General features: G+C 61.5%; 12 protein-coding genes. 8 read left to right on the top strand and 4 right to left on the bottom strand.

The window, feature by feature from the left end; translation table 11 throughout:
- Nucleotides 1-69: 69 nt before the first annotated feature.
- The 4 genes from RS887_RS08190 to RS887_RS08175 all read right to left on the bottom strand — a co-directional run bounded on the left by RS887_RS08190 (nucleotide 70) and on the right by RS887_RS08175 (nucleotide 5,227).
- Entirely contained in the window at nucleotides 70-1,953 is a 1,884-nt protein-coding gene (locus RS887_RS08190) for a TonB-dependent receptor domain-containing protein (RefSeq protein WP_322615004.1), read from the bottom strand.
- Nucleotides 1,954-2,110: 157 nt separating this feature from the next.
- Nucleotides 2,111-4,009, bottom strand: a complete 1,899-nt coding sequence (gene dxs / locus RS887_RS08185) for a 1-deoxy-D-xylulose-5-phosphate synthase (RefSeq protein WP_322615003.1) — start codon at nucleotides 4,007-4,009, stop codon at nucleotides 2,111-2,113.
- 91 nt (nucleotides 4,010-4,100) lie between these two features.
- Nucleotides 4,101-4,988, bottom strand: coding sequence for a (2E,6E)-farnesyl diphosphate synthase (gene ispA / locus RS887_RS08180; protein WP_111288159.1), 888 nt, complete (start codon nucleotides 4,986-4,988; stop codon nucleotides 4,101-4,103).
- The gene (locus RS887_RS08175; protein ID WP_007970180.1) at nucleotides 4,985-5,227 is read right to left on the bottom strand and encodes an exodeoxyribonuclease VII small subunit; all 243 of its coding nucleotides are present in this window, start codon (nucleotides 5,225-5,227) and stop codon (nucleotides 4,985-4,987) included. Before RS887_RS08175 ends, ispA begins: the two co-directional genes overlap by 4 nt.
- A gap of 462 nt (nucleotides 5,228-5,689) precedes the next feature.
- Between RS887_RS08175 and RS887_RS08170 the strand changes: the two genes are divergently transcribed.
- The 8 genes from RS887_RS08170 (at nucleotide 5,690) to RS887_RS08135 (ending at nucleotide 17,967) form a co-directional block, all read left to right on the top strand.
- Nucleotides 5,690-6,481: a YfaP family protein gene (locus tag RS887_RS08170; protein WP_322615002.1), complete on the top strand. Its 792-nt coding sequence runs from the start codon at nucleotides 5,690-5,692 to the stop codon at nucleotides 6,479-6,481.
- 39 nt (nucleotides 6,482-6,520) lie between these two features.
- On the top strand, nucleotides 6,521-8,233 hold the full coding sequence (locus tag RS887_RS08165; RefSeq protein WP_322615001.1) for a DUF2138 domain-containing protein: 1,713 nt from the start codon (nucleotides 6,521-6,523) through the stop codon (nucleotides 8,231-8,233).
- Nucleotides 8,230-8,868, top strand: coding sequence for a DUF1175 domain-containing protein (locus tag RS887_RS08160; protein ID WP_322615000.1), 639 nt, complete (start codon nucleotides 8,230-8,232; stop codon nucleotides 8,866-8,868). The genes RS887_RS08165 and RS887_RS08160 overlap by 4 nt, the downstream gene beginning before the upstream one ends.
- Nucleotides 8,865-13,421, top strand: coding sequence for an alpha-2-macroglobulin (locus RS887_RS08155; RefSeq protein WP_322614999.1), 4,557 nt, complete (start codon nucleotides 8,865-8,867; stop codon nucleotides 13,419-13,421). Before RS887_RS08160 ends, RS887_RS08155 begins: the two co-directional genes overlap by 4 nt.
- 16 nt (nucleotides 13,422-13,437) lie before the next feature.
- The gene (locus tag RS887_RS08150) at nucleotides 13,438-15,042 is read left to right on the top strand and encodes a DUF2300 domain-containing protein (RefSeq protein WP_416339952.1); all 1,605 of its coding nucleotides are present in this window, start codon (nucleotides 13,438-13,440) and stop codon (nucleotides 15,040-15,042) included.
- A gap of 3 nt (nucleotides 15,043-15,045) precedes the next feature.
- On the top strand, nucleotides 15,046-15,858 hold the full coding sequence (locus RS887_RS08145) for a YfaP family protein (RefSeq protein WP_322614997.1): 813 nt from the start codon (nucleotides 15,046-15,048) through the stop codon (nucleotides 15,856-15,858).
- A gap of 265 nt (nucleotides 15,859-16,123) precedes the next feature.
- Nucleotides 16,124-17,368 carry a tyrosine-type recombinase/integrase gene (locus RS887_RS08140; RefSeq protein ID WP_322615273.1) on the top strand — a complete coding sequence of 415 codons (1,245 nt, stop codon included), beginning with the start codon at nucleotides 16,124-16,126 and terminating at the stop codon, nucleotides 17,366-17,368.
- Complete coding sequence (locus tag RS887_RS08135; RefSeq protein WP_322614996.1) at nucleotides 17,365-17,967, top strand: hypothetical protein; 603 nt, start codon at nucleotides 17,365-17,367, stop codon at nucleotides 17,965-17,967. Before RS887_RS08140 ends, RS887_RS08135 begins: the two co-directional genes overlap by 4 nt.
- The last annotated feature ends 37 nt before the right edge of the window (nucleotides 17,968-18,004 follow it).

Genomic DNA, 18,004 nt, shown 5'->3' with positions numbered 1-18,004 from the left:
GGGTCGCGCTAAACCTGTGGGAGCGGGCTTGCCCGCGAAGAGGCCGGTCCAGACAGTACAAATGTCGGATCAGATTCCAGGCGTCCACGTCACCCCGAACATCCACGCCCGACCTTCCTCGCGATACCCGAACTGGCTACCCTGGTGGCTGTACAACGCCCGGCTGTACCCCTTGTCCAGAAGGTTATCGACCTTCAGCTCCAGCCTGATTTCACGATTGAGTTCCCAACTGCTGCGCAGTCCCAACAAGGCATAGCCGCCGAGCGGTTGTTGATTGTTCAGGTCGTCATAGCTGTTGCTGACCGCTTGCCAACTGGCGCCGAGGCCCAGGCGATCGAACTGTCGGTCCAGGTCCCAGCTCAAAGTGCGCCGTGCGCGACGGGCCAGGGTGTGGCCCGTGTCGCGGTCGCGCGGGTCGATGATCGCCACGCCGAGATTGCTCTGCCAGTCGAGCAGCTCCTGCTTCAGCGCTGCTTCGAAGCCGTTGATTCGCGCCGAGGCAACGTTCTCGGGGCGCGAGTTGCTGCCGAAGATGATCGCGTCTTCAAGGTCGGTGCGATACAGCGACGCCTCCAGGCGACTGTTCTCGGTCAATTGGCTGCGCCACTGCAACTCATAGCTTTTCGAGGTTTCAGGCTTCAGGTCCGGGTTGCTGAAGTCGGGGTAGTACAGATCGTTGAACGTCGGCGCGCGGAAGCCTTCGCTGTAGGTCAGCAGCACTTCGTTGTCCGGGTTCAGCGGCAGAGTGAGGGTGCCGCTCCAGGTATTCTGGCTGCCGAACTGCAGGTTATCGTCGTGACGCAGGCCCAACTCCGTGGAGAAACTGTCCGCCTGAAAGTGATGCTGGATAAACGCGGCGCGGTTCCAGCGGCTGTCTTCGTCGTACGCCGTGCTGCTGTTGATCCGGTCTTCATACCAGTCGCCGCCGAGCATCAGGCTGTTTTGCTCGTTGATCGCCAGGTCGTTCTGCCAGGTCACCGAGTCGCGATAAGTGTTGAACACCGTGCGCTCATCGCTGAGCTTGTCGAGGGTCTTCTCGCGGTTTTCACTGTGGCCGACATCCACGCGGGTTTTCCAGAGATCGTTGACCCGTGCATCGACATAGCTGCTGACGCTGCTCACATCGAACTCGCTGTAGGGTTGCTGCTGGACCGACTCGAACGTATTCATGTCGAAGCGCCCGAACGGGTTGTCGAACTCGCTCTTGCCACGGTTATCCAGCACGTTGGCGCCGATCTCGATGTCATCGCTGAGTGCATGGCTCAAGCTCAGGCTGAGCGACTTGTTGCGATACTCGTCATGGTCACCGTCGCTGGGGAATGACTGGTGGGTGCGATTGATCCCGGCGGTTTCGTCGAGGCTGGCGCCGAGGTTGAAGCGGGTTCGCTCATCACCACCGGACAGGCCAAGGCTGCGCTCCCACGTCTGGTGGCTGCCAAAACCCGTGTGCAGTCGAGGTTGCAGACCCTGCTCGCTACCACGGCGGGTGAAGATCTGGACCACCCCGCCAATCGCATCGCTGCCATAAATCACCGAGCGCGAGCCGCGCAGCACTTCCACGCGCTCGACCTGCTCGATGTTGATGTGTTGCAGGTTGCTGTCGCCGGAGGTCGTACTGCCGATGCGCTGTCCGTCCACCAACACCAGGCTCTGGGCCGACTGGGTGCCGCGGATGTAGACCCCCGGAAGACTGCCGCGCCCGCCGGTCTGCGAGACTTGCACGCCAGGCACCCGACGCAACAGATCCGTGACGCTGTCGGGCTGCAGGCGATCGATGTCTTCGCGGGTGAATACGGTGTTGGCGGCGCTGCTGTCGTTGCGTGCTTCGACCTGGCGGTTGGCGCTGATCAGTACATCGGGCAACTTCAGGGCCTGGTCGCGTTCGAAGGTGTCGGCCAGCAGTGGGCCGGCCGGCAGCAGGGTCAGCGTCAGGGCGAAGGGAGAGAGTTTCATGGGCAGTCCGTTGGTGCTTTGAGGCGAATACAGTTTTGATAGGCGCTGAAAACCACTGTGGGAGCGAGCTTGCTCGCGATAGCGGTGTATCAGTCAGCATCTGAGTCGACTGACAGGCCGCCATCGCGAGCAAGCTCGCTCCCACAGGGTTTTGCGTTTAGATGTTCAGCAGTTGCAGGCGCTCGCGAATGGACGCTTCGATCCCGGCTTCATCCAGCCCGCACTCGGCCAGCATTTGCGCAGGCTTGGCGTGTTCGACGTAGATGTCCGGCAAGCCCAGGTGCAGCATCGACTTGAGGATGTTTTCACGGGCGAGGAATTCGCTGACCGCGCCACCGGCGCCACCCATGATCGCGTTTTCTTCGACAGTCACCAGCAGATCGTGGCTTGCCGCGATTTCACGCACCAGTTCTTCATCCAAAGGTTTGACGAAGCGCATGTCGACCACGGTGGCGTCCAGCGTCTCGGCGACTTTCAGGGCTTCGGCCAGTTGCACGCCGAACACCAGCAGGGCGACTTTGTTGCCCCGGCGGCGGACTACGCCTTTGCCGATCTCGATCGGTTCGAGGTTTTTCTCGATGGTTGCGTTCGGGCCATTGCCGCGTGGATAACGCACGGCCGCCGGGCCTTCATACAGGTGACCGGTGGTGAGCATTTTGCGCAGCTCGTTTTCATCGCTCGGGGTCATCACCAGCATGCCGGGGATGCAGCGCAGGTACGAAAGATCGAAACTACCAGCGTGGGTCGGACCGTCTTCGCCCACCAGGCCTGCGCGGTCGATGGCGAACAGTACGTCGAGGTTCTGCACCGCGACGTCATGCACCAACTGGTCGTAGCCGCGCTGCAGGAAAGTCGAATAAATCGCTACCACGGGTTTGGCGCCTTCGCAGGCCATGCCGGCCGCGAGGGTGACGGCGTGCTGTTCGGCAATGGCCACGTCGAAGTAACGCAGCGGGAACCGTTCGCTGAACGCGACCAGGTCCGAGCCTTCCTTCATCGCCGGGGTAATCCCGACCAGACGCGGATCGGCAGCCGCCATGTCGCACAACCATTCGCCGAACACACCGGAGTATTTCGGCCCGCTGGCCTTTTTCGGCGCGGCGGCCGGGGCGTCCAGGGGTTCGAGCTTGGTGATGGCGTGGTAACCGATCGGGTCGACTTCCGCCGGGGCGAAGCCTTTGCCTTTCTTGGTGACCACGTGCAGGAACTGCGGACCTTTCAGGTCGCGCATGTTGCGCAAGGTGGCGATCAGGGTCGGCAGGTCGTGGCCATCGATCGGGCCGATGTAGTTCCAGCCCAGTTCTTCGAACAGGGTGCCGGGAACCAGCATGCCCTTGGCATATTCCTCGGTGCGGCGCGCGATCTCCCAGGCACCGGGCAGGCGCGACAGCACTTTCTTGCTGCCTTCGCGCATGCTCGCGTAGGTGCGGCTGGAAAGGATCTTTGCCAGATAGTTCGACAAGCCACCAACGTTGCGCGAGATCGACATGTCGTTGTCGTTGAGGATCACCAGCATATTGGCGTCCACTTCCGGCGCGTGGTTCAGTGCCTCGAACGCCATGCCTGCGGTCAACGCACCGTCGCCGATCACCGCGATGGCCTTGCGATCACTGTTTTGCAGGCGGGCGGCAATCGCCATGCCCAGCGCGGCACTGATCGACGTGCTGGAGTGGCCGACGCCAAAGGTGTCGTATTCGCTCTCGGAGCGGCGCGGGAACGCCGCAACGCCGTCCTTCTGGCGCAGGGTGCCCATGCGCTCGCGGCGACCGGTGAGGATCTTGTGCGGGTAAGCCTGATGACCCACGTCCCACACCAGCCGGTCGTCCGGGGTGTCGAAGACGTAATGCAGCGCGATGGTCAGCTCGATGACGCCCAGGCCTGCACCGAAATGCCCACCGGTCTGGCCGACCGTGTAGAGCAATTCCAGGCGCAACTCATCGGCCAGGGTTTCCAGCTCGGCTTCGCCTAACCGGCGCAGGCCGTCCGGCGTGTTCGCGCGGTCGAGCAGGGGCGTGGTCGGGCGCTTGCGGGGAATCTCATGAAACGTCGTGGGCATCAGGCGAATCGTTATAGGTATAAAAGATGCGGCAGTTTACCTGATGCATCGTCCCCTGCCCACGCGTTGGTCTTTTTTGGCGGATTCGCCGTCAGCTGCGGCGATCGACGATATACCGGGCCAGATCACGCAATGGCTCGGCCGCTGCGTCAAACGGTCGCAGTGCGTGCAGGGCCTGGTCGCGCAGCTCCAGGGCATAGGCTTTGGCTGCGTCGAGGCCGAGCAGGGCCGGGTAGGTCGGTTTGTCCCGGGCAATGTCGGCGCCCTGGCGTTTGCCGAGGGTTTCGGTATCGCTTTCGACGTCGAGGATGTCGTCCTGCACCTGGAATGCCAGACCGATGGCCTGTGCATAAGCCTGCAGGGACTTGAGTTCGTCTTTCTCGGCACGGCCGCTGGCCAGGGCGCCGAGCTTGACGCTGACCTCGATCAACGCGCCGGTCTTGTGCCGGTGCATGTACTCCAGGGCTTTCTGATCAAGCTTCAGACCGACCGAACCGAGGTCGATGGCCTGACCGCCGACCATGCCCGCCGGGCCTGCCGCCAGTGCCAGGGCGCTGACCATTTGCAGGCGGATTTCCGCATCCGACGCGCTCAGGCGTGGGTCAAGCAGGGCGCTGAAGGCCAGGCTCTGCAAGCCGTCACCGGCGAGGATCGCGCAGGCTTCATCGAATTTCTTGTGGGTGGTTGGCTGGCCGCGGCGCAGATCGTCATCGTCCATCGCTGGCAAATCGTCATGCACCAGCGAATAAGCGTGGATCAGTTCCACCGCACAGGCCGCACCGTTGGCTTGCTCGGCCCTGCCGCCCAACGCTTCGCACGCGGCGTAGGCCAGCAGTGGCCGCACGCGTTTGCCGCCATTCATCACGCTGTAGCGCATGGCTTCGTACAGCCGCGCCAGCTCGGGGCTCGGTGCGGTGAACAGGGTTTCCAGCGCTGCGTTGACGCGGGCCTGGCTGGTGGCCGAGTACGCTGCAATCATTCTGGCTGATCCGCGTCGAAGGGTTCCTCGGCCAACTCGCCATCACGCTCGAGCAGCACCTGAACCTTTTGCTCGGCCTGGGCCAGCGCCGCCTGGCAATCGCGGGTCAGGCCAATGCCTTGCTCGAAAGCGGCCAGCGAGTCCTCCAGCGACAATTCGCCATTCTCCAGACGCTCCACCAGCGTTTGCAGGTCGGCGAGGGACTGTTCGAAATCCAGTGCAGCTTTTTTGCGGGCCATGGCGGCGATTTCCGGTTGACGTTAAACCGGCGCGACACTAGCAGATAGGGGGTTTATGGGCAAATGAGCGGGGCTAGATGGCACCGACTCTTGCGTGAAAACGACCCTGTCACGAGGGACTTGGCTCCGGCCCCCTGTAGGAGCGAGTTCGCTCGCGAAAAACCAGAGGCACCGCTGGGCATCCGGTTTCACCCGTTATCGTTCACGACCTTCGCGAGCAGGCTCGCTCCCACAGGAGTGGCGAGCCATATGTACGAATTATTCGGCTCACCGTCCATCCACAACCGTGATTCGCACCGCATTGCAGGAAGTGCCCGATTGTTAGGAGCGGACTGAGCGTCTAATCTTCGCGTCATCGACGACCCGCCATTCACGGGTCTTTCAGACGAAACGCAGTCTCCACATCTGTAATGTGCCCAGGATCAGGCGCAAGGTTTCGTCATGCATGGCAGGAGGCGTCACATGCGCTCATTTCTTTTGCTGCTGATCGGGTTGGCTACCGCGCCCGTGATTCTGGCCGCACCGAATGCCGGGTTATCGGAACCGGTGGGCGGCTGGCGTTACAACGGTCTGCTGGACCGTGGCGAAAACCCGCAAGTCGCCTATCCCACGCCGCCGATCGACCGGGGTGTGCAGCGCAATCGCACGATGATCGAAGGCCGACTCAAGGCCATCGGCACTCAGCGCGGGCCGCACACGTTGGCGGTCAACGGCAATCCGCTGAATCTCTATACCGACGAGCAAGGGCGTTTTGCCCGGCCCTATGCGTTTGGTGCCGGTCCCAACAGCGTTGAAGTCCGCAGCGCCGAAGGCCAGTCCCTCAAGCGCGTCCAGTTTTATGAGGCCAACAACCTGCGCACGCCGGCAAAGATTCGTGTGGTGCTGGGCTGGGACGATCCGAAGGCCGAACTCGACCTGCACATCGTCACGCCCGATGGTCAGCATGCGTTCTGGGCACACCCGGCCTTGACCAATGGCGGCGGCCTCGACCCTGACGGCGTCGATGGCCCGGGTCCGGAAATGTTCACCATGACCGCACCGCTGCATGGCACCTATCTGGTTTATGTGAACTATTGGGGCAACTTCGGCAGCGGCGGCTATAACTTCGATGAGACCAGCAACCAGAACGAGGTGATCACCTCGCAGATCAATCTGGTGCTCAACGAAAACACCGTCGATGAAAAACGCGAGACGTTCATCGTGCCCCTGCGCGCAATCGGCGACCTGCTGCTGGTCAAGACTTTCAACTACTAAGCATCCCCGCTCCACGGATGAACATCGGGTTTTGTGAACATGAGTGATAGCACTGTTACCCCAGCCGCTGGCGCCCCCGCGGCCAAATCTTCTCTGCATTGGCCGACGCTGCTGATCGGCTTATGTCTGGTCGTTGTCGTGGCCGGTGGGATCGGGTGGTTCATGCACAAGCCCAAGGCCCCGGCGCCTGCGTTGGCCAGTGACAAACTGGGTATGAGTCGCCCTGATGGCTTGCTGGAAACCCGTTCCTTGAGCCAATTGCCCAAAGACCTGCTGGCAGTGCCGTTCCTCAAGGAAACCCTGACCGAAGATTTCGTCTTCTATTACGAAACCCACGCCGATCGCCTGGGGTTGATCGGCAGCCTGCGACGGATCATCTACGAACACGACCTGAAACTGCAGGACACCTTGATCGAGCAACTCTTCGATCAGCCTGCCGACGTCGCGTTGTGGCGCGGGGCGGATGGGCGGCTCAAGGATTTCCTGCTGGTCATGGATCGCGGCGGGCTGGCCAAGGTGCTGGAGCCGCTGGCCAAAGTGGCGCTGGACGACTCGCAGTTGAGCAAACTCGCTGACCTGAAGGTCGGTACCGACGACGTGGCGCTCTATCAACTCAACTACAACGCGAGCAAGGCGCTGCTGTTTGCTTCCCACGGCGACAAACTGGTGGTGCTGTCCAACCCAACGAAACTCTACGATCCGCAAAGCGGTGCAACGGAGGAACCGGGCAGCGTGTCGACCACGGCCATTGCCGCGCTGCTCAATGGCGAAAAACTGTTTCCCGAAGCCTTCGGCCTGCCGCCTCGTGAGCCGCAAGTGAAACAGCGCCTGTCGGTGAATGCCAGCGTGTTGGCCATGGGTTACCAGCGTTTTATCCCGAACTTCGCCGGTCTGCGCTTCGATATGGACGACAAGGGCTGGCACAGCTTCCTGGCCATGGATGAACTGGAGAATCAGCCGGACTTCGATTTCAAACCGATCTGGCAAGCGATGCCCATGGGGGCCAGCGCTTGCGTAGCGTTGCCGCTGGCTGCCGAACAACAGAAACCGCTGCTGGTGAAACTCGGTGCGCAGGAGAAGGTGGCCCAGGCGCTGACAGAACACATGGCGGGCGCGGCGGGCCTGTGCTGGTATGCCGATTCACGGTTGTACACGCCTTTGCTGGTGGCCAGCCTCAACGATGACGACGGCGGCAAACTCGATGGGGATTTGGGCAGCCTGTTCGGTTCGATGGTCGGTGCCTACGAGAACAACGCCGAAGACGGTGCCTTCCCGGTGGTTGAAAAACAGGCAGGCCAGAGCCGCCAGTGGCAACGCCAGGTCAGTTCCAGTTTCGGTCCCTATGCGGCCAAAGAGGCCGAAGACCCCGACGCGATCACCGGCAAGGCGTTCATGAAAGTCAGCCTCGCACGCCACGGTTCGACGTTGTTGTTTTCCCTCGACGACAAGCTGGTGGACAAGGCCCTCGGCACCCTCGACAAACGCTTCCCGCCGATGGCCGACGTGGTACCCAAAGACCTGTTGATGCCGGTCTATTTCGGCCCGGATTCAATGGCGCAACTGATGCAGCAGGAAACGCTGGACAGCCTGCCACAGGATATGGAACCGGTGTTTTACAACGCCGCGCAAACCTGGCTGATCCCGAAACTGCGCAAGCTCGGCGGCTACGGTAAATACGCCCTGACCTTGCCCGAAGGCAGCGAGCCCGACGGCCACTGGCAGTGGCTGCCGCTGGAGTGGAAAGCCCTGTGACGGCATTGATCCGCAGTCTCGGCCTGCTGGCGTTATTGCTGAGCGCGGGCGCCCGGGCCGTCGAGACACCTACGCTCGACCCACAGCAATCCCAGGTATTCCGCGCCTGGTTCGTGCGCATCGCCCAGGAGCAACTGAGCCAGGGCCCGAGTCCGCGCTGGTATCAGCAAGACTGCGCCGGGCTGGTGCGCTTCGCGGCTAACGAAGCGCTGAAAGTGCATGACGACAAATGGCTGCGCAGCAATGGCCTGTCCAATCGTTACCTGCCGCCGGAGCTGCAATTGAGTGATGCCCAGCGCGGTCTCGCCCAGCAATGGCAGCAGGGTGGCGGCAAGGTCGGGCCGTACGTCAATGCGATCAAATTGATCCAGTTCAACAGCCATCTGGTCAGCCGCGATGTGGCTCAGGCACGCCCCGGCGACCTGATGTTTTTCGATCAGGGCGACGACCAGCACCTGATGATCTGGATGGGCCGTTACATCGCCTATCACACCGGCACCACCACACCCACCGACAACGGCATGCGTTCGGCAAGCCTGCAGCAACTCATGACATGGAAGGACACCCGATGGATACCCGACGCAGCCAACCCCAACTTCATCGGCGTCTATCGACTGAACTTTCTCTCCCAATGACCGGTGCTCGCATGCTGCGTTTACTGTCTCTGATGTTGGTGTTGGTACTGCCTTTCTCGGCGGTTCATGCCGAAGACTCTGTCCCGGCCAGCGGCTATACACCGGTGGCCGGCGAGAGTTTTTTCCTGCTGGCCGACAGCAGTTTTGCCAGTGATGAACAGGCGATGGTGCGCCTTGAAGCGCCGGGCCGCGACTATCGCCGGTTTCGCATGGAACCCTACGGCGGTGCCGACATTCGGGTGTATCGCATCGACAAGCCACTGGATTTCCTCAAGCGTCAGAAGAACCTGCATCGGGTGGTCAGCGATGGCCAGTTCAAGGGGGAGGGTCTGTCCAACACCCTCGCTTACCTGTGGGACAACTGGTATCGAAAATCCCGTCGGGTGATGCAGCGGGCGTTTTCCTACGAGTCGCGTAAACAAGTCACCGAGGAAGTGCCGGAACTGAAGATGGGCAATGCGATGGCCGCGCCAACGCCCTACGATGCACAGCCGCAATTCGCACTGATACCGGGTTTGCCGGTGGTCAGCCAGTTCCGTTATCCGCTGTGGCAGGCCAAGCCGATCCAGCCACCTGCAGGCGTGAACCTGGCCGGTTCTTCCAGTGAGTTCGTCAGCGTCGCGCCGGGCAATGTGTACATCCCGCTGGGCAATCTCAAACCGGGTCTTTATCTGGTGGAAGCGCTGATCGGCAAGTACCGCGCGACGACTATGGTGTTCGTCTCCAACACCGTGGCGGTGAGCAAGATTGCCGGTGACGAATTGCTGGTGTGGGCTGCGCGCAAACACGAAGGCAGCTCGGTGCCGAAGGTCAATGTGCTGTGGACCGATGGCCTCGGCGTAATGAGCAGCGGCGCCACGGATAGCGACGGCTTGCTGCGCCTGAAACACGTCAGCCCCGAGCGTTCGTTCGTGATCGGCGAAGACGAAGAGGGCGGGGTGTTCGTCTCCGAAAACTTCTACTACGACAGCGAAATCTACGACACCAAACTCTATGCCTTCACCGACCGGCCGTTGTATCGGCCGGGAGATTGGGTGTCGCTGAAAATCGTCGGGCGTGAATTCAAGAACGCGCGGGACTCGGTGCAGCCAACCGCGGCCGACGTCAACGTGACTGTGCTCGATGCGACCGGCACGGCGTTGCAATCCCTCGATTTGAAGCTCGATTCCAGGGCCGGCACCCAGGGCCGCTTCCAGTTGCCGGACAACGCCGTGGCCGGTGGTTATGAACTGCGTTTCAACTACAGGGATCAGGCTTACAGCAGCGCTTTCCGCGTCGCTGAATACATCAAGCCGCACTTCGAGATTTCGCTCAATCTGGCCAAACAGGATTACCGTACTGGCGAACCGGTCAAGGGCAGCCTGGTGCTGCTGTACCCGGACGGAAAACCGGTGCTCAATGCGAAACTGACCTTGAGCCTGCGCGCCCAGCAGCTGTCGATGGTCGACAACGAACTGCAATACCTCGGGCAATTTCCGGTGGAGCTGACCAGTACCGAATTGACCACCGACGCCAAGGGCAACGCATCCCTTGATTTGCCGGCCGCCGACAAACCGAGTCGCTACATGCTCACGGTGTTTGCCAGCGATGGCGCGGCGTATCGGGTCAAGACCACCAAGGAAATCCTCATCGATCGCGGTGCGGCAAATTTCCGCTTGAGTGCGCCCCGGCGCTTCAGCGCGGTGGGTGACAAGGTTGCCTTCAGCTATACCCGCGAAGGCGAGCAGGTCGAAGCCGTTGCGCCTGGCGGTTACGGCTGGGTGCGCCTGGAGGACCAGAGCACCGGCGAAGGCAAACTCGCGGCAACCGACAAAGGTTTCACCCTGGCCTTTGACCGGCCGGGCACCTACAACCTGACGCTCAAGGATGACCACGGTCGCGTGGTCGGCGCCACCGGGCATTCGGTCACCGGCGAAGGTGTCAAAGCCGTACCCGGCACGGTGGAAATCGTCCTCGACAAACCCGAGTACCAGGCCGGCGATGAAGCGCTGGCGTTGATCACTTTCCCGGAACCGGTCAGCGATGCCTTGCTGTCGCTGGAGCGAGACAAGGTCGAAGCCACTGCGTTACTTTCCAAGGGCGGCGACTGGCTGAAGATGGAAAAACTCAGCGATACCCAATACCGCGCGCGCATCCCGGTGAAGGACGGTTTCGCACCGAACCTGACCTTCTCGGTGCTGTACACCAAGGGCGGCCAATACAGTTTCCAGAACGCCGGCATCAAGGTGATAACACCACAGATCGACGTGGCCATCGCCACCGATAAAGAAACCTATCAGCCGGGTGAAACCGTCTCGGTGGACCTGACCACCCGGTTCGCCGGCAAGCCGATGCCCGCGCACCTGACGGTCAGCGTGGTCGATGAAATGGTCTACGCCCTGCAGCCTGAAGTCGCGCCGAGCATCGACCAGTTCTTCTATCACCCACGGCGCAACAACGTGCGCACCAGCGCCAGTCTGTCGTTCATCAGTTATGACGTCGCCTTGCCGGGCAGCCCCGGTGCACCGGGCAAGGCCAATCGCAGTGAGCGTGGCGTGAAGGTGCTGGAACGGCCGCGTCGCGAGGACGTCGACACGGCTGCGTGGCAACCTCAATTGCTGACCGATGCCAATGGCAAGACCCGCTTCACCTTCAAGATGCCCGACTCCCTGACCCGCTGGCGCATCACCGCCAGGGCTATCGCCGATGACGGCCAGGTCGGGCAGAAGAAGCAATTCGTACGCTCGGAAAAACCGCTGTACCTGAAGTGGAGCGGGCCGACTCGATTCCGCGCCGGCGACAAACCGGACCTCGGTGTATTTGCTTTCAGCCAGGCCGAGAAACCGCTCAAGGCCGAACTGCTGACCCGTTACGCCGGCAGCGAACAGCGCGTGCCTGTAACTCTGAACAGCGGCATCAACTACATCCCGTTGCCGACCTTTGAACTGGTGAATGGCGAGTGGAGCGCCGAGTTGCTGCAGGACGGCAAAACCGCTGATGCCCTGGCGGTGCGCCTGACCGCGACCGGTGAAGGCTGGCAAGTGACGCAATCGCAGAGTCTCGACGTGGGCGGCGGCGATACGCCGCTGACGTTGCCGGCAGACGCCAGTGATATTCGCCTGCGTCTGGATGACAGTCCGCAAGCGTTGTTCCGTTCTGCCCTCGACGACCTGTTGAGCTATCCCTACGGTGGCGTCGAGCAGACGGCCAGCCGCCTGTTGCCGTTGAGCATCGCCTACCCGACGCTGGCGACGAACCCACAGATCCGCGATCGCTTACGCCTGATCATGCAAAACAGTCGCCTGCGCCTGGTACAAATGGCCGGCCCTTCGGCGTGCTTCACCTGGTGGGGCATGGACGGCGAGCCGGATGCATTCCTCACCGCCTACGCCTATTACGCCGACTGGCACGCCAGCCAAGTGCTGGAACTGAGCCTGCCGCCGGAGCATTGGCAGCGGGTGCTGGAGGTCTACGCCAAACAGGCGAACAACACGCCGCTGTTGCAGCGGGCGCTGATTCTGTCGTTTGCCCGGCAGATGCAGTTACCGGTCAACACCTTGCTCAGTGGCTTGATGGAAGATCTGGCGAAGGCCGGCGAGGGTAATGCCGCCAACCTGATGGAGGACGGCGAAGACAGCCTCGTCATGAGCGATCCGGATTCGGCGCTGGGCCTGGCCGCAGCACGCGTCTTGACCGCCTCGTTGGCCAAGCAGTCGAAGGTCAATCTGCCGGACGCTTTCAAGCGGCAACTGGCTGATGCACAGCAACGGTTGGCCGTCAGTTCCCAGCCGTTTGCCGAAGCGCTGAACCTGTCGCTGCAACCTTTCGATCAGGCTCGTGTTCAGGCTTTGCTGCAACGCTTGCTGCCACAGCAATCTACACTGGAGCGTGCGTTGGCGTTGACTTGGCTGCAACACGGCATCGAGCAGGCCGCGCCGGCTGTTGCCTTGGAACCGGGCGAGGGCTGGAAGCCGGAACAGGGCGCTACCGGCGAGACCTATTGGGTGTGGCAAGGCGCGCAGCTGCCGAACGTGTTGTCGCTGACCGGCGCGCAAGAGCGTCCGCTGCGTGCTGCATTGAGCTACCGGAGCCAGCAGCCGGCGGTCGATCCGATGGCCGTGACCATCACCCGTCGCCTGTCGCGACTGGTGCCGGGAGATGAAGCCTTCACCTTCAAACTCGAAGCAGTCGGCAACGCGCCGCTGTCCAGCGACAACCTTTATCTCGATGAAGTGATCGTCACCAGTAAAGCCGCCAGACCGCTGCGCTACGGTTTGCTGGAAGTACCGTTACCACCGGGCGCGGATGTCGAGCGCACGACCTGGGGCATCAAGCTCATGGGCAAGGCCGGCACCGAGCCAACGGCGCTGGAGAAGGCGCGATTCGAACCGGGGCAAATGGCTTATGCCGTTCCGGTCGATGCCTTGAGTGGCGAATTGCGCCTGCGGCATCTGGTGCGCTTCTCGCAGAAGGGACAGTTCAACTTGCCGCCCGTGCGATTCACCCAGGTGTATGCGCCGCAGCATCAGGCGCTGGAACAAAAGCCAGCCCTTGGTCAGGTCACGGTTCACTGACGTGCACAGGCTTCTGATGGGGTGTCTGCTGTGTTTGATCCCGGCGCTGGCGACAGCGCAGGACGAACCGCTGCGCCTGGCTTTCAAGGGTGATTTGTTGTCGTTGAATCGAACTCAGGTGATCACCCGCGAACCGCTGCCGCAGACGTTGCAGACGCCGCTGGGCAGCGTGTGGAAGTTATTCGTCTACGCCTGGCTGGTCGATAGCGATGCCCATGAGTCGGCTTATGAATGTCGCGGCCAGTCGAAGGAAGAGGTTTATTGCTGCACGGCTGGCGGCAGGATCAAGCGCGATCAGGCGTTGGTGAAGTCATGCGGTTTGTATTTCCAACCCGCGCGGTTGGGCATCCGCGATGCCGACTGGCGAACCTATTGGCAGACGCGGCAGGCGCCGCCATGGTTGCTGGATTTGCCTTCGTTACAACCGGAGACCCGGGTTTCGGTGGCGGAGCTGTTGAAGGTGCTGTCGGTACTGCCGGCACAGGAACAAGCCCGGCGTGTGTTGCTCGATGTGGTGCTCAATGCCGCCGATGGCCATGTCGTCGGCGAACTCGGAAGCCGCCTGCGAGTGAAGACCTGGAGCTGGCTGGCGGATCAGGATGCTACATCACGCCAGGGCGGGTTTGCCGGTTGGACGGCGGATGGCACAGCGGTCTGGGCCGGCGGGCGGGGCACCAGTCAGCGGGTACTGCGTGATTACGCACAGGCATTGTCTACGGTGATGCCTGTTTCATGGCCTGCGGATGCAGGGAAATGCGTAGAGGTCGACCTATTCTCCCGCTACCCACTTCGGCGCGTGCTGTCAGGGGGCGCCGCGGTGACTTCCGGAGCGTTGCAGGGTGACTACCGCGTTGAATTCACCAACGGTAATGCGCTGGATATCCACAGCGACGGCGAACTGTTTCTGCTGAACGACAAGCTCGTGGCTCGTCTGGATCGCGAAGAGTACGTTGCCCGTGTTCTCCAGCGCGAAGCCAGCGCCGAACCGGTCGAAGCCGCCAAAGCCCTGGCCGTGGCTATTCGCACTTACCTGCTGCAAAACGCCACGCGCAGTGGTGACTGCCTGAGCATCGACGACAGCAGCAGCCGTCAGCGGGTCGCACCGCGTCCGGCGTCGTCCGAGGCTCGCGACATCGCTGCGTGGACCTGCGACCTGGTCCTGGCCGGCAGCACCGTCACCTACCATTCCGATCAACCCGGCCCGGACAAACTGTCCTGGCAGCAAGCCGTCGAACAGGCCCGTGCCGGCCAGCGCTACGACGCCATCCTGCTGCACGCCTACCCACGCGCCAGTCTCAGTCGCTGGGACAACCCGGTCGCGTCCTGCGAAGCGTTGCCCGTCGCGCAAGAATGGCTGCAGAAACAACGGCGCGGCTGGCGCCCAATGCTTGAAAGCGAAACGGGCTACAACGAAGTCAGCACCTTCGCCGTATGCCGCCTGGCCTTCGGTCGCCCCTATGTCGACCGCGAACGCCAGCGTATCTACGTGCGTGGCGTGCAGACGCTGCAAGACCGTCTCGACCTGACCCACGAATACCTGCATCTGGCCTTCGAAGCGCACCCCAACGGCCAGGATGAAACCTACATCGAAGGGCTCGCCCGCCACCTCTTGCTGGAATAGACCATGAAACTCCGTTATCCACAGGTCTTGATGTTGCTCTGTTCGCTGCTGGCGTTGCCGTCGGTGATGGCGGCTGACAGCGTCAGACTCGACACTCCCACAGGCGGCTGGCGCACCGGCGCGCCCGGGGGCGAAGGGGAAAGCTTCCGGCAGACCGTCAACTACCCGGCCTCGTCGGTGAATACCCCGGCAGGCCAGGCCAACACGGCGCGCATCAGCGGGCAGATCAAGGCCACAGCCAAATCGACAGAGCCCGGCCGATTGATCGTCAACGGGGTGAGCATGCCGCTGAAAATCGACCCGGCCGGCCGTTTCGACCGCCCGTTTTCATTCCCCAACGGCAGCAACAGCGTCGAGGTTCGCAGCCCTGATGGCCAACAACGCCACCGCACGCAATTGCTCAACAGCAGCGGCGGCGCGACCCCGGCCAAGTTGCGCGTATTGCTGTCCTGGGACAGCGACAACACCGATCTCGACCTGCACCTCATCACCCCCGACGGCGCGCACATCTGGTATGGCGAGCGCGTCTCCCCCAACGGCGCAGCGCTCGACGTCGACGTCACCACCGGCTACGGCCCGGAAATCTTCGCCATGCCGGCGCCGATCAAGGGCCAGTACCTGGTGTATGTGAACTACTTCGGTGGCGGGTACAGCAGTGATGAGGAGGGGCAGGAAGACGCGGTGCAATCACTGACTACCGCGCAGGTAACGGTGATTACCGAGGAAGGAACGCCGAGCGAGAGGATGGAGACGTTCCTGGTGCCGATGCGCGCGGTGGGGGAGTTGACGTTGGTGAAGTCGTTTAGTTATCCGTGAGAGGTAAAAGTGACAGCGGTGCTGACACTATTCGTTTTACTTGTCGCAGCAGTGCTGCGACAAATTCAAGTGCTGAGCAGTTCACTTTCTTTGAGGCATTAAAAAGCCGGCTTGTGGCCGGCATTTTGGAAGTTCGCGATGATCCGCGTTTTTCCTTATTGGTGTAGTAACTACGGGGCTTTGGCCTTAGAATCGATCCGCAGTGGTTCGCTATCTACCGGAGAAATCCGGCTCTATTTTGTGGGTCAATTTGTGGGTCGAAAGAATGGGCAAGCAGACAGCCAAGGGCATCGAGGCGCTGGCCAAGGCTAGGCAGCCTGGAAAAACCAGTGACGGTGACGGGCTTTATTTCCAGATCAGCCGGTCGGGCGTGGCCAGTTGGCTTTTCCGCTACATGCTGGCTGGCAAGAGTCGGGAAATGGGGCTTGGGCCTTATCCGACCGTGACCCTGGCGAAAGCCCGCGAGCAGGCAGCGGATCAACGCAAAGTCTTAACCGCTGGGAATGACCCACTTTCCGCTCGTGATGCTGAGCGCGAGGCAAAGCGGAACGCTGAACGCACGCAGGAAGCCCGCCGCGTGATCTTTAAGATGCTGGCGAGTGATTACATGGAGGCGCATGGGGCTGGCTGGTCGGAGAAATGGCGCAAGGGCTGGCTGCGCAAGTTGGAGCTGTACGCCTTCCCTGTGATTGGAACGCTGCCGGTGACCGACATTCAAACCGAGCATGTTCTGAAACTGCTGCGCCCTATCTGGAGCGAGAAAACCCGCACCGCCGATGAGGTTCGCGGGCAAATTGAGCAAGTGCTAGATGCTGCTAAGGCTCGCAAGCTGCGTGAGGGCGACAATCCGGCCCGCTGGCGTGGGCATCTCGATAACCTGCTGAGTAAGGCTGAAAAGAAAAAGGCTCGCCAGCGTCAGCACTTCCCCGCGCTTAACTGGCAGAAAGTCCCGTCCCTGATGACTGAGTTGGCCCAGGTTGAGGGGCGCGTTTCGATTGCTGCCCGTCTGCTGATCCTGACCGGTGCACGCGCGCACATGGTGCGCTTTGCTGAGTGGTCTGAGTTTGACTTGGAGGCCGGTGTCTGGTCGCTACCTGCCGAGCGCATGAAGATGCGGCAGGCGTTCACTGTGCCGCTAGCCCGTCAGGTGGTGGAACTTTTGCGCACTCTGCCGCGAATCGATGGCACTCCTTACTTGTTCTCCGGCCAGGGTAAAACTGGCGTGATGCACGCCAATGCCATCCGCACCCTATTGCACAATCTGAAACATGACGACATTACCCGCCATGGGTTCCGGTCAAGTTTCCGAGACTGGGCAAATGAGCGCACCCACTACCCGCGTGAAGTGTGTGAGCTGGCGCTTGCACATGATGAGCGCAGTCAGACCGAGGCAGCCTATTCGCGCTCCGACTTTCTGGAGAAGCGTCGCGCGCTGATGACTGATTGGGCCGCTTACTGCACTACCGCCCCCGCTGAAAACGTCATTCGCTTAGAGGATCGTCGGGCATGAGTAAACGAATAGGACCGGCCACAGCGCTTCTGACTGCCCACGTAGAGCCCACAGCGGAGGAACTGTCCGCACAGGAACGACGCGCCGAGAAAAGGCGCAGGTTCAATGAACTGATCCAGCGATCAATCTTGACCGGCGTGGGGCTCTCCATATCCAAGAGGCAAGACCCGGACGATAGTCCCCTGTTCGAGGCTGCCATGCGTTTCTTCGATGTCCGAGCCGAGCTGTACGAGTGTCTGCGCAACTCTGAACAGTTCGGGAAAGTGGCAGCGCTCGACATCGCATTTGGGGAGCTATTCCGGGAGGCAGTCATTCCCCGAGCTAAGGAGGTGCGCCAGCGCTTGGACACTGCGAATGAGAAGCGGGCAAGGAAGAACTCCCCCCAAAAGATCAAGGCATTGAAGCTGGCGGAACAGTATTGGGCTGAAGACCACGAACAACGGGTGCTCATTGGCGCCATGGCAGAACGCATCTTCAACCACATACGCGAGACCAAAGAAGATGGGGATTTCGTTCCGAAGCCCAAGACGTTGCGCGGTTGGCTGCGAGACATTGCGCCCGACTACGGGAGAAAAAGGGGGGCCCCACGGAAGTGCTAATTAGCCGTATCGCGGCGACATGTCGTTTTAACTCGTC

Source organism: Pseudomonas sp. BIC9C, assembly GCF_034541995.1.
Taxonomy (GTDB): Bacteria; Pseudomonadota; Gammaproteobacteria; order Pseudomonadales; family Pseudomonadaceae; genus Aquipseudomonas; species Aquipseudomonas fluorescens_CC.
Note: the sequence above shows the minus strand (reverse complement) of the source record. Positions and strands in the feature narration are given on the sequence as shown.

What these genes read in the sequence shown, in the direction of transcription:
- RS887_RS08190 (WP_322615004.1), bottom strand. Translation starts at nt 1,953, where the DNA reads ATGAAACTCTCTCCCTTCGCCCTGACGCTGACCCTGCTGCCGGCCGGC.
- dxs (WP_322615003.1), bottom strand. Translation starts at nt 4,009, where the DNA reads ATGCCCACGACGTTTCATGAGATTCCCCGCAAGCGCCCGACCACGCCC.
- ispA (WP_111288159.1), bottom strand. Translation starts at nt 4,988, where the DNA reads ATGATTGCAGCGTACTCGGCCACCAGCCAGGCCCGCGTCAACGCAGCG.
- RS887_RS08175 (WP_007970180.1), bottom strand. Translation starts at nt 5,227, where the DNA reads ATGGCCCGCAAAAAAGCTGCACTGGATTTCGAACAGTCCCTCGCCGAC.
- RS887_RS08170 (WP_322615002.1), top strand. Translation starts at nt 5,690, where the DNA reads ATGCGCTCATTTCTTTTGCTGCTGATCGGGTTGGCTACCGCGCCCGTG.
- RS887_RS08165 (WP_322615001.1), top strand. Translation starts at nt 6,521, where the DNA reads ATGAGTGATAGCACTGTTACCCCAGCCGCTGGCGCCCCCGCGGCCAAA.
- RS887_RS08155 (WP_322614999.1), top strand. Translation starts at nt 8,865, where the DNA reads ATGACCGGTGCTCGCATGCTGCGTTTACTGTCTCTGATGTTGGTGTTG.
- RS887_RS08150 (WP_416339952.1), top strand. Translation starts at nt 13,438, where the DNA reads ATGGGGTGTCTGCTGTGTTTGATCCCGGCGCTGGCGACAGCGCAGGAC.
- RS887_RS08145 (WP_322614997.1), top strand. Translation starts at nt 15,046, where the DNA reads ATGAAACTCCGTTATCCACAGGTCTTGATGTTGCTCTGTTCGCTGCTG.
- RS887_RS08140 (WP_322615273.1), top strand. Translation starts at nt 16,124, where the DNA reads ATGGGCAAGCAGACAGCCAAGGGCATCGAGGCGCTGGCCAAGGCTAGG.
- RS887_RS08135 (WP_322614996.1), top strand. Translation starts at nt 17,365, where the DNA reads ATGAGTAAACGAATAGGACCGGCCACAGCGCTTCTGACTGCCCACGTA.